Here is a 13,918-nt window from a genome sequence, read left to right as displayed (position 1 = left end):
AGACGATCATGAGCCGCAAGCACGCTTTCCAGTTCCTCGACCTGCCCCGCACCATGCCGCAGCGCATTCCAGTGGAACTGCGCACGTCCGGCGACTGGGGCGAGCTGTACGGCAAGTTCGGCAAGGAAGACGCCCAGTACCAGGCCGGCCGCTGCCTGGACTGCGGCAATCCGTACTGCAGCTGGAAGTGCCCGGTGCACAACGCCATTCCGCAGTGGCTGCAGCTGGTGCAGGAGAACCGCATCCACGAGGCCGCCACGCTGTGCCACAGCACCAATCCGCTGCCGGAAGTGTGCGGCCGGGTGTGCCCGCAGGACCGGCTGTGCGAAGGCAGCTGCACGCTGGAAGAATTCGGCGCGGTCACCATCGGCGCGGTGGAGAAGTACATCGTTGATACCGCGCTGGCCACCGGCTGGCGCCCGGATCTGGGCGCGGTACAGCCGACCGGCCACAGCGTGGCGGTGATCGGTGCCGGCCCCGCCGGGCTGGCCTGTGCCGACCGCCTGGCCCGTGCCGGCATCGCCGCGGTGGTCTACGACCGCTACGAGCAGATCGGTGGCCTGCTGCAGTTCGGCATTCCCAGCTTCAAGCTGGACAAGGGCGTGATCCACCGCCGCCGCGAAGTGCTGGAAGGCATGGGCGTGCAGTTCCGCCTCGGCGTGGAGATCGGCCGCGACCTGAGCGTGCAGCAGCTGCTCGATACCCATGATGCGGTGTTCGTCGGTACCGGCGCCTACCGCTACACCGATGGCGGCCTCGACGGCCAGGACCTGAAGGGGGTGCTGCCGGCGCTGCCGTTCCTGGTGCAGAACAGCCGCATCGTCAGTGGCGATGACCCGAAGGGCCGGCCGATTGCCGGCTGGGAAGACACCATCGCCCTGCCCGATCTGAACGGCAAGCGCGTGGTGGTGCTCGGCGGTGGCGACACCGGCATGGACTGTGTGCGCAGCGCCGTGCGCCTGGGCGCGGCCAAGGTCACCTGCGCCTACCGCCGTGACGAAGCGAACATGCCGGGCAGCGCGCGCGAAGTGGCCAATGCGCGCGAGGAGGGCGTGCGTTTCCTGTTCAACCGCCAGCCGCTGTCGATCGAAGCCGGTGCCGATGATGAAGTGATCGGCGTGACCGTGGTCGAGACCCGCTTGGGCGAACCCGATGCCAACGGCCGCCAGAATGCGGTGCCGATCGACGGCAGCGAATCGCTGCTGGAGGCGGACGTGGTCATCATCGCCTTCGGTTTCTCGCCCACGCTGCCGGCATGGCTGTCCGAACATGGCGTGGAAGGCCAGTCCAATGGCCGCATCGTGGCAGGTGGCAAGGACCGCCTGCCGTTCCAGACCGCGCACCCGCGCCTGTTCGCCGGTGGCGACGCAGTGCGCGGCGCCGACCTGGTGGTGACCGCAGTGGCCGAAGGCCGCGACGCCGCTGCCAGCATCATCCGCCTACTGGCGCACTGAATCCGGCGCGAGCAGCGCCGCCAACAGCGCACGCAGTTCGTGCGTCTCCACGGGCTTGGCCAGGAAGTGGTCGATGCCCGCATCGCGGCAGGCCTGGCGGGTCCGGTCCAGCACGCTGGCGGTCAACGCGATGATCGGCACCACCGCACGGATCGCGCAGGTGTCGGCACGGATCGCACGCGCCAGCGCGAAGCCGTCCATGTGCGGCATGTGGCAGTCGGTGATGACCAGGTCGAACGCCTCCGCCTGCCAGGCCTCGAACGCCTGGCGGCCATCGGTGCAGGCGCGGACCTGCAATCCCAGGTCGTGCAGGCGCTGTTCCAGCAGATGCAGGTTGGTGGGATGGTCCTCGGCCACCAATACCCGGGTCGGCGACAGCCGCGCCAGCGCCGCCGACGTCGGTGACGCCTGCGCCGGCATCCCGCAGGCGGCCAGATCCAGTTCCAGCCACACGGTGGTGCCTTGGCCCAACACGCTGCGCAGGTCCAGCGTTGCCCCCATCGATGCGGCCAGCTCCCGGCAGATGGCCAGGCCCAGGCCACTGCCGCCGAAGCGACGCGTGGTCGATGCCTCGGCCTGGGTGTAGGCGGCGAACACCGCCTGCTGCCGCTCGGCACTGATGCCCACGCCGCTGTCACTGACCTGCAGGCGCACCCGCTGGCCACGGGCGTGTTGCTGCACCACCTGCACCTGCAGGTCCACGCCGCCATGCTCGGTGAACTTGAGCGCGTTGCCGGCCAAGTTGAACAGGATCTGGCGCAGGCGCAGGTCGTCGGCCAGCGATCCCGCCTGCAGGGCGGGATCAAGCGCGACATGCAGGTGCAGGCCGCGGCTGGCCGCCACTGGCATCAGCAGCTGCTGCACCGCCTGCACCAGTGCAGCCACGCGGGTCGGCCGCAGCTGCAGCGGTACCGCCTGCAGGCGCTGGCTGTGCAGTACATCGTCGAGGATCTGCCGCAGCATCCGCGCGGCATCACCCACCGTCGCCAGCACCTGCCGCTGGCGCGGGTCCAGCGCGCTGCCTGCCAGCCGTTCCAGCATGCCCAGCAGGGTACTCATCGGCGTGCGGATCTCGTGGCTCATCGTCGCCAGGAAATGGGTCTTGGCCAGCGCCACCTGTTCGGCCTCGCGGCGAGCCTCGGCCAGCGCACGGGTGCGCGACTGCACTTCGCTGACATCGATCCAGTAGCCGCTCCATTCCACGTCACCGCCCTCGCACGACAGCGGCTGCCCATGCGAACGCACCCAGCGCCAGCCCTGCGCCGCGCGCGTACGGAACGTGACATCGATCGGGCCACGCGCCAGCGCGGCGGCTTCCACGCAGTCCATCACCCGGCTGCGATCATCGGGGTGGACGGCTGCCAGCAGGCGCCGCTGGTCGATCTGAGCGGTCTCCACGCTGATCCCGAACAATGCCTGCACATCACCGGCAATCTGCGGGAAGCTGTAGTGGCCGGAGGCGGACCGGCGTACCTGGAAGACCACTGCGGGCAGGTTCGAGGTCACCTCCTGCAGGCGCTGGGCCACCATCCGGCGGCGTTCGCTTTCGCGATGCACGCGCCAGTAGCCGTAGGCATACACCAGCACGAGCGCCAGCAGGATCAGCGAAGACGACACCAGCCAGCGCAGCGGCGACGGCGGTGGCTGGGGACGCGGCTGGTCCGGCAGCCACGCGTTGCGGATCGCTTCGCGCTCGGCGCCGGACAGCTGCGAGATGGCCTGGTCGAACGCGTTGACCACATCGGCGCAGGCCGGCACGGCGGCCAGCACCAGTGCGTCGTCGGTACCCGCCGGCGCGGCGATCACCAGCGGCGTGCCCCGGTAGCGGCGCAGGCCGGCCTCGGCCTCGCCGAGGTTGGCGATCACCGCATCGATCAGGCCCGCGCCCAGCAGGGCCAATGCGTCATCCATAGGCGCGGGCGGCAGCAGCTGTGCGCCGGGCGCATGCTCGGCCAGCATCGCGCTCAACGCCACCGCGTCGGGACTGACCACGGTCTTGCCGCGCAACCCTTCCAGGCCCAGCATCGGCGGCGCATCGCGGCGGCGCACGATCACCTGTGGCAGCTGCTGGTAGGCGCTACTGGCCACCCAGCCGGCGGGCAGCTGCGAGCGCGGCCAACCCAGCAGGGCCTGGATGCCGTCGGGCACCCCACCTTCCGCGACGGCGGCCGATGGCAATGGCTGGGGCTGCAGCAACCATCGTGCGCCCAGCAACGCCAGATATTCCGCGCTGAGCCCTTTCGGCTTGCCGTCTTCACTGGAAGACAAGGGCGCGCGATCGGCCGGCCAGGCAATGCGCAGGGGCGTCCCACACTCCGCAGCCGCGGCGGTAATGGGGGACAGCACGCAGGCCATGACCGCGACGGTGGCGCGCAGGCCAGCGACGTTCACGATGGGCATCCTCTTTTCGCGGGCGGAAATGAACGGCCGCGCTGCGGTACCGCTGCCTGTCACGCTAGCGACACGTGTGCGGGTAGCAATGAAGAAAGTTGTAAAAGCAGCAAGTAGGGGGAATGCCGACATACACTGCCGCTTTCACCCGTTCCTGCGGAGTTCTCGATGCGCATCGGCCTGGCTGCCAACCGTCTCCACCACCACGACGCGCGCGCCGCCCTGTTCCGCTGGCTGCGTGTCAGCGAGGCCGGCCTGCGCGAACTGGGAGTGTCGCTGCACGCAGTCGGCCGTACCTATGACGCAATCGGGCGGCAGGGCTTCCTGAGCGGCTATGCGGGCCTGCACCGCTATCCCTATGGTCGCGAGGGTGGCCTGATGAAACTGGTGGCCGAGGTGGTCGGCATGGGCGCCGAGCGGACCCTGGATGGCGCGATCTACCTGATCGACCCGGTCGATCCATCCTCCGTGTTCCCAGAAGCCACGGCGCTGAAGCGGCAGTGCGTGATTCATGGCAAACCGTTCATTTCGACCGTGGCCACTGCGCGTGACTGGGTGGAGGTGGAACGCATCCACGCCGGCCTGGCCGCCGATGCCGGGGCCGACGACCTGCATGCGTTCGAGGGGCAGACGCTGGCACTGATCGCGCACGATGCGATGAAGCCGGCCATGCTGGCGTTCGCCGATGAGCACTTCGATGTGCTGGCGCGGTTCGGTGAGCGCGTGGCGACCGGCACCACCGGCCAACGCTTGAACGAGCTGGCCTGGAGCCGCGGCTGGCCCAGCGATACGCCGTGGGTGACGCGCTACCAGAGCGGCCCGATGGGCGGTGATGCGCAGATTGCAGACCGCGTGCTGGAAGGAAGCTGCCAGCGTGCGATCTTCTTCGAGGACCCGCATGTGGCGCGCCAGCACGAGGCGGATATCCAGCTGCTGGAGCGTGCGGTGACGACGGTGACGGACCAAGCGGTGTGCATTACGGCACCGCGGGTGGCGGCGCGGTGGGCGACGGCGGCGGCGTTGCGGGCGGGGTGAGGGTTTCGGCGAACGGCTGAGCCCCTCGTGGTGGCTTGGGCCTGCACGATCATGCGGTTGGCCGGGATGGGGGGAACTGCGGGGGACGCGGTAAACCCGTCCCTGAAGCGACCTCCGCAATCCCACCCATCCCGTCCTTCGACAGTTCCGGTGTGCCACCACGGAAGAAGGAAGGAAGAACAGGAGCGGGTTGCGCGCTGCGCGCGCTTCTGTAGAGCCGAGCATGGGCTCGGCTCTACAGTTACAGAAGCTGGCGTAGCATGGCTTTCAGGCGCCGACCTTCCAGCTGGAAGTAGTCGCGCTGCTCGCGCCAGGCGCGGAAGCGTTGTTCCACTTCGTGCCAGAACGCGGGCGAGTGATTCGGCTGGATCAGGTGGCAGAGTTCGTGCACCAGCACGTACTCGAACGCTTCCGGACGGCCGAGCACCAGGGCCAGGTCCAGCGCCATGCTGCCGTCAGGGGCCAGCGAGCCCCATTGCGAGGACATCACCTTCAGCCGCACGCGGCTGGGTGCGCGCGGCAGGGTAGGCAGGTACTTCGGCAGCCAGCGGCCGACGTCGGCGCGGGTCTGCGCTTCGTAGAACTCGCGCAGCAGGCGGCGCAGGGTGGCGTCCCCACCGCGGGTCGGCCACTGCACGCAGGCACCGTGCGTGTCGATCTCCAGGCGCGCGTAACGGCCTTCCTGCCAGCGCAGCGGCAGCAGTTCGCCACGCAGGGGCAGCACGCCGTCCTCGCCCGGCTGCAGCGGTGCCGGCAGGCCATTGTCCTGATAGACGCGCAGTTGCAGCGCCAGCCAGTCGCGGTGCTGTTCCAGGAAGCGTTCGCCCATCACCAGGCTTGCCCGCGGCGGCAGCGTCAGGCGCGCGCCGCGCTCGTCCACGCTCAGCTTGATGCGCCGTGCGCGCGGGTCGCGCACCCGCAGCACCTCGATCTCGGCATCCTCCAGCCGCAGGCGAACGGTGTCGCGCTGTACGGTGGCGGGTGGGGTCGGGCTGATCAGGCGGCGCAGCAGACGGCTCATGTGCCCAGCATAGCGCCGCTTCGGGCCACCGGATGACCGGCGGCCCACGGGCTGCCTGTTCAGTCAGCCTTGCTGAGCTTGAAGGCTTCCTCCAGCAACAGGAACAGGCGGCGGATCTCGGCGCTCTGCAGGGCGAAGCGGGCATCGAACTCGGCGCGGCGGCCGTCTTCGTCGGCATGCTCCAGCTGGTCCAGGGCACCGTCGAGGAACTTCAGCTTGCGCACGATCAGGTCGTCGCCGATCACGAAGGACAGGTTGTCCTCGAAGATCAGCGCCAGCTTGGTCACCTGCTTGCCGGCGTCCAGGTGCTTGTCGATCTCGTCGCAGCGCAGCTCCTGGTGCTGGCACTTGACCACCGCGCCACCTTCCACCGGATCCTTCATCTCGCACTCTTCGCCCAGGCTCAGCCCGGTCGGCAGCGGCTCGCCGGCGATCCAGCCGGTCAGGATCGAGCGCGGCGCCACTTCGGCGTTCAGCGGCATGGCCGGGAAGCTGCCGAGCAGGCCACGGATGTCGGACATGAAGTACTCGCCGGTCTTGCGGCTGGAGGTATCCACCGCCACGTAGCCGTGCTGCAGGTCGATGAAGGCGTCGTTGCGCGAGGACTTCACGAAGGCGCGCGGCAGCAGTTCATGCAGCAGGTCGTCCTTCATGCGCTTGCGCTCGCGGCCACCCGGGCGGCGGCCTTCCTTCTCCTCGATCTCCTCCAGCTTGCGCTCGAGCAGGTCGTTGACCACCGCCGCCGGCAGGATCTTGTCCTCGCCGCCCACGGTCAGCCACAGGTGCTCGGCAATGCGATGTGACAGCAGTTCCTTCTCCTCGCGGCCGAACGGCGAGATGAAACCGCGCGAGCTCATTTCCAGCGCGCCGACCGGCTTGAGCAGGGCGTGCGGCAGCAGGGTGTCGACTTCGGAAAAATCAGTGGCGGTCGGGAAACGGAAGAACGTCAGGTTGCGAAAGAACATGGAATTCCGGATGGCAAAGAGGAAGGGCGACCGACCTTAAACGGTAGGCGTCTCGGGATCTGCGTCGGCGTCGGCCGGGGAACCGGCCAGCCAGGCATGGGCGTCGGGCAGCGGCGCGTCGTCGCGACGGCCCAGCGCCATGAAATCGAACAGGGTGGTATCGGCCAGCTGCGAGGGCCGGACCTCACCCATGGCGCGCGCGATCTGCTCGATGCGGCCGGGGTGGTCCTTTTCCCACTGCTTCAGCATCAGGCCGACCTGGCGGCGCTGCAGGTTCTCCTGGCTGCCGCACAGGTTGCAGGGAATGATCGGGAACTGGCGCGCCTGCGCGTAGTCGACGATGTCGCTCTCGCGCACGTAGGCCAGCGGCCGGATCACCACGTGCTTGCCGTCATCGCTGCGCAGCTTCGGCGGCATGCCCGACAGCTTGGCGTGGTGGAACAGGTTCATGAAGAACGTGGCCACCATGTCGTCGCGGTGGTGGCCCAGCGCGATCTTGGTGAAACCGTGGGTTTCGGCGTAGTTGTACAGCGCGCCGCGACGCAGGCGCGAGCACAGCGAACACATGGTCTTGCCTTCCGGAATGACCCGGCTGACCACCGAATAGGTGTCCTGCTCGATGATGTGGTACGGCACGCCCAGCCCGGCCAGGTACTCCGGCAGCACGTGCTCGGGGAAGTCCGGCTGCTTCTGGTCCAGGTTCACCGCCACCAGCTCGAACGGCACCGGCGCCTTCTTCTGCAGCTGCAGCAGCACGTCCAGCAGGGTGTAGCTGTCCTTGCCACCGGACAGGCAGACCATCACCTTGTCACCGGCTTCGATCATGCCGAAGTCGGCAATCGCCTCGCCGACCTGGCGGCGCAGGCGCTTGGCCAGCTTGTGCTGTTCGCGCTCGGCCAGCCGCGGATCGCGGGCGGCGCGCGGCTGGGAACGCGGCAGGGGATCGGGAAGGGAAATCACGGCACTCATGGGTTCCATTCTAACGGCTCGGAGCCGCCCCGGCCGGGGGTCGGGGTTCCCCTCTCCCGGCAGTCATCGTCGCTGTGTATGCTCGGAGGCTGTGGACACCTACAGCCCCGCCGAGATCGTCGAACGCCTCGCCGCCCTGCGCGCCGAGCATCGCCTGCTGGATGAACAGATCACCCGCATGGCTGCCAATGGCGAGGACGAACTGGAATCCAAGCGCCTGAAGCGGCGCAAGCTGCAGTTGAAGGACTGCATCGCCAGGCTGGAAAGCCTGCAGATTCCCGACGAACCGGCCTGAGCGGTGGCCCATCCACGCACGGCGTGGATCCACTGCTTCGCCCCCGGTAGATGCCAACCCTGGTTGGCATGCCCTTGGCCGGGCATGGCCCGGCGCTACCTTCAATCCTGCGGCGCAGGCTCGTCCGGGCGTGCCGCTTCGGGGCTGACCCGCTCGATGGTGTGGCGCAGTTCGCGGCCGAGGATGAACTTTGCGTCCTTGGCCCAGGCATCCAGGCGCTCGTCGAACAGCAGCTTGCTGTTCTCGTCCGGCCACACCAGGCGCAGCTCGCGCAGCTTCTGGATGAAGCCCCGGAACAGGGTGCGGTCGAAGAACTCCGGCGCGGCCGGTGCATAGAGCAGGCTCAGACGCTGCGCCGCCTGCTGGCACAGGCTTTCCAGCTCGGCCGCACCCAGCACGCCCGGGCCGTTCTTCACCAGCACCGAAATGGCGATGTAGTAACGCTCGAACGCCTGCTGCAGCGAGTGCCCGATCGCACGCAGGCGGAACACTTCGTCGGTCTGCCCGGTGTTGCGCGCCAGGATGCCGCCATCGTCGTCGTTGACGTTCTGCAGCAGGCCCTCGCGCACGAACACGTTGATGGTCTGGTCGATGCGCTGCGCGAATTCGTCCTCGCTCCACGGCAGGAACAGCTCGGCCTGCAGGAACGGGTACACCGTGCGGCCCAGCTGGACCAGGCCGGTGCGGCTCATGCGGCGGTTGTTCTGGAAGCAGCAGGCCACCCACGACGAGGCAGTGAACAGGTGCAGCACGTTGTTGCGGAAGTAGCTCAGCAGCACCGCGGTATCGCCGCTGACGCTGAGCACATCGCCCAGCGGATGCTTGATGCGGGTGAGAACGTTGATTTCCTCGGCGTGGGCGATGATCCGCTCCGGAGAATGCGGGGTCACCGTCACCCGGTCCGAATACGGCATCTCGACCAGCAGGGTCTTGCACAGCTCGATCTGCGCGATCAGGTCGGCTTCGCCCATCGCGTGCTTCGGCGTGGACAACAGCGCCAGCGCCAGCAGGTTGATCGGGTTGACGTCGGCGGCACCGTTGATGCGCACCTGGATGCGTTCGGCCAGCGTATCCACCGTGGTCGACAGCCACGCCGGCTTCTCGTCCTCGGACACCGCCTCGCCCTTCCACTCCGGGGCCTTCTCGGCCAGCACGTCGTTCAGCGCGATCGGCTCGCCGAAGTTCACCACCACCTGGCCGTAGTTCTGCTTGAGCACCTTGGGGATGCCCCACAGCAGCGACCAGATCGATTCCTTCTCCTTCGGCCGGCCGGACAGTTCGTCCAGGTAGCTGCCGCCTTCCATCAGCTTCTCGTAGCCGATGTAGATCGGCTGGAACAGCACCGGCTTGCGCGGCTGGCGCAGGAACGCGCGCAGGGTCATCGAGATCATGCCGCCCTTGGGCTGCAGCAGGCGCCCGGTGCGCGAACGGCCACCTTCGACGAAGTATTCCAGCGAGTAGCCACCGGCCACCAGCTGCGCGACGTACTCACTGAGCACGGCCGAGTACAGCGCGTTGCCGCGGATCGAGCGGCGGATGAAGAACGCACCGCCCTTGCGCAGCAGGGTACCGACCACCGGCAGGTTCAGGTTGATGCCGGCCACGATGTGCGGCGGCACGATGCCACGGTCGTACAGCAGGTAGGACAGCAGCAGGTAGTCCATGTGGCTGCGGTGGCTGGGCACGTACACCACTTCGTGGCCCGGCGCGGCGGCCTTGAACTTGTCCAGGTGGTGCACCAGCACGCCCGCATAGATGCGGTTCCACACGTGGCTGAGCATGAAGCTGGCCGAACGCACCACCGGGCTGGAGTAGTCCGCGGCGATTTCCCAGGCGTAGGCGTGCGCCTTCTTCCAGGCATCGGCCGGCTTCGAATTATCGCGCTTGGCCTGCGCGGCGATCGCCTCGCGTACCGGTTCGGCAGCCAGCACCTGGTCCACCAGCAGGCGCCGGGTCGACAGGTCAGGACCGATCACCGATTCACGGATGCGGCGGAAATGGGTACGCAGCACGCGCTGCAGCTTGCGCACCGTGCGTTCCGGCTCCAGGCCCTCGTCGATGATGGAACGCAGCGAGATCGGCGGCGCGAAGCGGACGATGGTGCTGCGGCCATTGAGCAGCACCGCCAGCAGGCGGCGGAAGCGGCCGACCAGTGCCCAGTTTTCCGAGAACAGCACCGCGAACCAGCCGCTCTGCTTGTCCGGCGCGCGGCCGACGAAGATCGACACCGGCACCAGGTGCACGTCCAGGTCATCGCGCACGCGATGCGCCTGCAGGACCTTGGCCAGCGAATCGGAGTGGGTCTTGGCGCCGCGCTGCTCGGGAATCAGCGAGTTGCTGGAGCTGCGCCGCGACAGCGCCAGGTAGGCGCGCTTGCGGCCGGTCGGGTCACCGGCCAGCGGCACCAGCGGCGACGGCAGGCCGGCCTGGCGGCAGGCCTTGTCCAGGATGAGCGCGTTGGACAGGCCGTAGTCTTCCAGCACGTACATGACCGGGCGGCCATCGTTGTACTGGCCCGGGTCTTCCGGTTCGATCTTCAGCGACAGCCACGGCTCGACCAGGCGGCCCAGCAACCGTGCCCACAGCGGGCGGCGTCCGGCCGGACGCGCATGCGCGGGCGGCGGTACCGGGTTCGGGCCGGTACCGGTCGAGGGGGACGCCGGCACCGCATCGGCGGGCGTCGACTGGGATTCTTCGCCGGGGAACGGCAGCGGGTTCTGTTTCGACATCGGCGCCATTATGGCTTAGGCGGTGGCGTTGCCGCTTCCCCACCCTCGGCGGGGGCTTCAACCGGGGCGGGGACCGCTGCGGCGCGGGCCGCGTCGGCCTTGCGCAGCAGCGCATCGGTGTCGGCCAGGGTGCGGGTCAGGTACCAGTGGCCTTCGCGCCGGCTCAGCGGCAGCTGCAGGCTCATTTCACGGCCGGCGAGGTCGTAACGCAGGCGCACCAGCGCGTTGTCGCCTTCCACCGACAGCAGTTCTCCGCGCACGCTGCGCAAGGCGTCGTCCACGCCCAACCCGTAGCTGCCCAGCACCGCCTTGAGGGTGTGGATGAATGGCGCCAGCTGCTCCAGGCTGCCTTCCATGCCCGCGGCCTGCAGGCCGGCCTCGTCATCGAAGCCGACCTTGCCGGCGGCGCCGACCAGCGCAACGATGGTGCTGCGGGCACGCGCACGGTCGCTGATGGGTGCGCCCTGCGCCCAGCTGGCGAGGGTTTCGACGAGGGCGATGTAATGCGCCTGCTGGCCCGGTGTGTAGCCCTTCTGATGGCGCAGGTACTGCACCCCGAAGTTGCCCATCGACTGTGCGGCTTGGCGAACGGCGCCGGCCTGTCCGGCCAGCTGGCGATCGAAGCTGCGCTGCAGTTCGGCGCTGGCATTGGGTTTGCGCAGTGCGGCCAGCATCGGCAGCAGCTGGTCGCCCAGCGGCAGTTCGGTCAGCGGCCATTGGCTGTGGCCTTCGGTCCAGGCCTGTTGCAGGCGCGGGTACTGGCTCGGCGGCACCGACAGCTTTGCGTAGCCGACCAGATCGTCCTCGGCCAGGCGCAGCGCCATCGCCTGCACCGCCGCGACCGGCTCGGCTGCCGGCTTGGCCGGATCGTCGGCTGAATCACGGCACGCAGCCACCGCCAGCAGCAGCATGGCTGCCAGCCCCCACCCACGCGCAGACCTTCCTCGCACCGCTACGCTCATGCACTCGGACTCCCCGGACCGGTCCGCATCTTGCGGCCTGCGACGTGACAGCGGCAAGCCGGGGGGCAACTTGGGGTCAGATCCCTTCTGCCCTTGGCAGAAGGGATCTGACCCCGGACCGTGGCCCGCGCATAAAAAAAGAGCCGGGATCACGAGGATCACAGGCTCTTCAAGCCGGCGCGAGGCCGGTGGACAGTGTTGTGGCACATGTCCGGTCCGAGGACCGGATGGCGGCGATCCTACGCTGCGCTTCAACTTAAGGCAACACTTTACGTAGACCGCAATAAATCATTGATTTTATTGGAATGTGATTTCCAACATCACAGCCCCATGAAATCTACGGCGGGTTTTGCGGCGATTCGGGCACAACCACTGCCTGGCAGATGCAGAAACGCCACCCTGCGCGGGGCAGGATGGCGTCCAAGCCCGCAGCCCTGGCCGCGGAATCTCAGCGCGCAGCCAGCGCCGACGCGATTTCCTGCTGGATCGCCCGTGCGGCGGCCTGCGGATCGGCCGCCAGGCGGATCGGGCGGCCGACCACGATGGCATCGGCGCCATCGGCGAAGGCCTGGGCCACGCCGACGGTACGCTTCTGGTCATCGCCGACCGGCCCCCCCGGGCGGATGCCCGGGCAGACGATCGAGAATCCGGCGCCGGTGGCGGCGCGGATCGGACCGGCTTCCTGGCCCGAGGCGATCACGCCATCGATGCCGGCGGCCTGGGCGGCCAGCGCGCGCTCGACCACCACGTCCACCGGTTCGCGGTCGATGCCCATCTGCGCCAGGTCCGGGCGTCCCATCGAGGTGAGCACGGTCACCGCCAGCAGGCGCATGTCGCCGCTGTTGGCGGCCGCGCAGGCCTCCATCATCGCCGGGTGCCAACCATGGATGGTGGCGTAGCTGACCGGCCACTGCGACAGGCGCTTGATCACCGCCGCGGCGGTGGCCGGGATGTCGAAGAACTTCAGGTCGACGAACACGCGCTTGTCGCGGCGGGCCAGCTCGTCCAGCACCTGGAAATACTCGCCGGAGGCGAGCAGTTCCATGCCGATCTTGTAGAACGCCACGCTGTCGCCGAGACGATCGACCCACTCAAGCGCCCGCACGCGGTCAGGCACGTCCAGCGCGAAGATCAGGCGCTCGTCATCGCGCAGCGGCAGCGGCGCGCGGCTCACGGTGCGTAGTCCAGGGCAGCGCGCTTGGCATCGTGGCGGGCCTGGCGCGACTGGCTGTAATCGTTGTTGAACTGGGCCGGCTCAAAGCCGCCGTAGGTCGGGTTCGGCAACATCCACCAGCGTTCGCCGAACCAGTCGTGGTACTGCTGCAGCAGGGCGTCACGGCCCTCGTTGGTGTTGGCGGTCACTTCCACGAAGTCGCCCAGCTGGTCGCCGAACTGCATCAGCACGCGGTACTTCTGCCCGGCCAGGCGGCGGCGGCAGTTCTTTTCGCTGCCGGCCTGCTCGCAGCCTTCGACCACGGTGCCCAGGCCCAGGAACACGCTGTCATCGGCCACCGGCAGGCCCTGCTCGCGCAGGTTGGCCAGGGTCGCGTCCTTCAGGTGCACGGCGCGGTTGGAGATGTACAGCAGGGTCACGCCCTTGGCGTTGGCGGACTTGGCGAAATCAACCACGCCCGGGATCGCCTTGGCCTTCTTTTCGGCCACCCACTGGTCCCAGCTCAGCTCGTCGTACTCCTTGCCATCGCGCACCAGGCGCGCCTGATAGGGCGAGTTGTCCAGCACGGTCTCGTCCACGTCCAGCACCACGGCCGGCTTCAGGCCCTTGGCCTCGTTGCCACGCTCTTCCGGCACCAGGGCGTCCCAATGGGCTTCCTTCAGCGCCGCGTCGAGGCGGTCGGCGGCAGCGCGGTAGGTCTGCTCCGTGATCGCCTTGTATTCCTGCGCGCGCTGCATCCACAGCACCGCGTTGAGGTTGTCGTTGGCGGTGGCATCGAGCGCGCCATCGGCCTTGGCGGCGGCCGGGGCCTCCGGGGCAGCAGCTTCAGCGGCAGGCGCATCCACGCGCTTGCAGGCGGACAGGCCCAGCGCCGCGGTGGCGAGCAGGGTCAGGGACAGGGAAACGGGACGACGCATGGATTC

At 68.4% G+C, this 13,918-nt stretch carries 11 protein-coding genes; 3 read left to right on the top strand and 8 right to left on the bottom strand.

What is annotated here, in order from left to right; all coding sequences use genetic code 11:
- The first annotated feature begins 8 nt into the window (after window positions 1–8).
- The gene (locus QP512_RS00365; protein ID WP_286070504.1) at window positions 9–1,454 is read left to right on the top strand and encodes an FAD-dependent oxidoreductase; all 1,446 of its coding nucleotides are present in this window, start codon (window positions 9–11) and stop codon (window positions 1,452–1,454) included.
- Here QP512_RS00365 and QP512_RS00360 read toward each other — a convergent pair.
- Entirely contained in the window at window positions 1,440–3,845 is a 2,406-nt protein-coding gene (locus QP512_RS00360; RefSeq protein WP_286070503.1) for an ATP-binding protein, read from the bottom strand. The genes QP512_RS00365 and QP512_RS00360 overlap by 15 nt on opposite strands.
- Before the next feature lie 168 nt (window positions 3,846–4,013).
- Here QP512_RS00360 and QP512_RS00355 point away from each other — a divergent pair, with 168 nt between their 5' ends.
- The gene (locus QP512_RS00355) at window positions 4,014–4,880 is read left to right on the top strand and encodes a methylglyoxal synthase (RefSeq protein ID WP_286070502.1); all 867 of its coding nucleotides are present in this window, start codon (window positions 4,014–4,016) and stop codon (window positions 4,878–4,880) included.
- A gap of 241 nt (window positions 4,881–5,121) precedes the next feature.
- Here the strand turns inward: QP512_RS00355 and QP512_RS00350 are convergent, their stop codons facing one another.
- From QP512_RS00350 to ttcA, 3 genes are read right to left on the bottom strand one after another with little or no spacing between them, the layout of a single operon-like run.
- A complete protein-coding gene (locus QP512_RS00350; protein WP_286070501.1) occupies window positions 5,122–5,901 on the bottom strand; it encodes a SprT family zinc-dependent metalloprotease in 780 nt (259 codons plus the stop codon).
- A gap of 59 nt (window positions 5,902–5,960) precedes the next feature.
- On the bottom strand, window positions 5,961–6,866 hold the full coding sequence (locus QP512_RS00345) for a recombination-associated protein RdgC (protein ID WP_286070500.1): 906 nt from the start codon (window positions 6,864–6,866) through the stop codon (window positions 5,961–5,963).
- 36 nt (window positions 6,867–6,902) lie between these two features.
- On the bottom strand, window positions 6,903–7,835 hold the full coding sequence (gene ttcA, locus QP512_RS00340; RefSeq protein WP_286070499.1) for a tRNA 2-thiocytidine(32) synthetase TtcA: 933 nt from the start codon (window positions 7,833–7,835) through the stop codon (window positions 6,903–6,905).
- Window positions 7,836–7,926: 91 nt separating this feature from the next.
- Between ttcA and QP512_RS00335 the strand changes: the two genes are divergently transcribed.
- Entirely contained in the window at window positions 7,927–8,130 is a 204-nt protein-coding gene (locus QP512_RS00335) for a YdcH family protein (protein WP_286070498.1), read from the top strand.
- A gap of 101 nt (window positions 8,131–8,231) precedes the next feature.
- On the opposite strand, the gene plsB is transcribed toward QP512_RS00335, so the two are convergent.
- The 4 genes from plsB to QP512_RS00315 all read right to left on the bottom strand — a co-directional run bounded on the left by plsB (window position 8,232) and on the right by QP512_RS00315 (window position 13,912).
- Complete coding sequence (gene plsB, locus QP512_RS00330) at window positions 8,232–10,868, bottom strand: glycerol-3-phosphate 1-O-acyltransferase PlsB (RefSeq protein WP_286070497.1); 2,637 nt, start codon at window positions 10,866–10,868, stop codon at window positions 8,232–8,234.
- Complete coding sequence (locus QP512_RS00325) at window positions 10,868–11,821, bottom strand: hypothetical protein (protein ID WP_343229516.1); 954 nt, start codon at window positions 11,819–11,821, stop codon at window positions 10,868–10,870. The genes plsB and QP512_RS00325 overlap by 1 nt, the downstream gene beginning before the upstream one ends.
- Before the next feature lie 448 nt (window positions 11,822–12,269).
- Window positions 12,270–12,995 carry an orotidine-5'-phosphate decarboxylase gene (pyrF, locus tag QP512_RS00320; protein WP_286070495.1) on the bottom strand — a complete coding sequence of 242 codons (726 nt, stop codon included), beginning with the start codon at window positions 12,993–12,995 and terminating at the stop codon, window positions 12,270–12,272.
- Window positions 12,992–13,912, bottom strand: coding sequence for a 5'-nucleotidase, lipoprotein e(P4) family (locus QP512_RS00315; RefSeq protein WP_286070494.1), 921 nt, complete (start codon window positions 13,910–13,912; stop codon window positions 12,992–12,994). The genes pyrF and QP512_RS00315 overlap by 4 nt, the downstream gene beginning before the upstream one ends.
- Window positions 13,913–13,918: the final 6 nt, after the last annotated feature.

Source organism: Stenotrophomonas sp. 57 (genome assembly GCF_030291075.1).
Lineage (GTDB): Bacteria > Pseudomonadota > Gammaproteobacteria > Xanthomonadales > Xanthomonadaceae > Stenotrophomonas.
Note: the sequence above shows the minus strand (reverse complement) of the source record. Positions and strands in the feature narration are given on the sequence as shown.

Coding starts and splice junctions, on each gene's coding strand:
- plsB (WP_286070497.1), bottom strand. CDS start 10,868: ATGGCGCCGATGTCGAAACAGAACCCGCTGCCGTTCCCCGGCGAAGAA.
- QP512_RS00355 (WP_286070502.1), top strand. CDS start 4,014: ATGCGCATCGGCCTGGCTGCCAACCGTCTCCACCACCACGACGCGCGC.
- QP512_RS00315 (WP_286070494.1), bottom strand. CDS start 13,912: ATGCGTCGTCCCGTTTCCCTGTCCCTGACCCTGCTCGCCACCGCGGCG.
- ttcA (WP_286070499.1), bottom strand. CDS start 7,835: ATGAGTGCCGTGATTTCCCTTCCCGATCCCCTGCCGCGTTCCCAGCCG.
- QP512_RS00365 (WP_286070504.1), top strand. CDS start 9: ATGAGCCGCAAGCACGCTTTCCAGTTCCTCGACCTGCCCCGCACCATG.
- QP512_RS00345 (WP_286070500.1), bottom strand. CDS start 6,866: ATGTTCTTTCGCAACCTGACGTTCTTCCGTTTCCCGACCGCCACTGAT.
- QP512_RS00350 (WP_286070501.1), bottom strand. CDS start 5,901: ATGAGCCGTCTGCTGCGCCGCCTGATCAGCCCGACCCCACCCGCCACC.
- QP512_RS00325 (WP_343229516.1), bottom strand. CDS start 11,821: ATGAGCGTAGCGGTGCGAGGAAGGTCTGCGCGTGGGTGGGGGCTGGCA.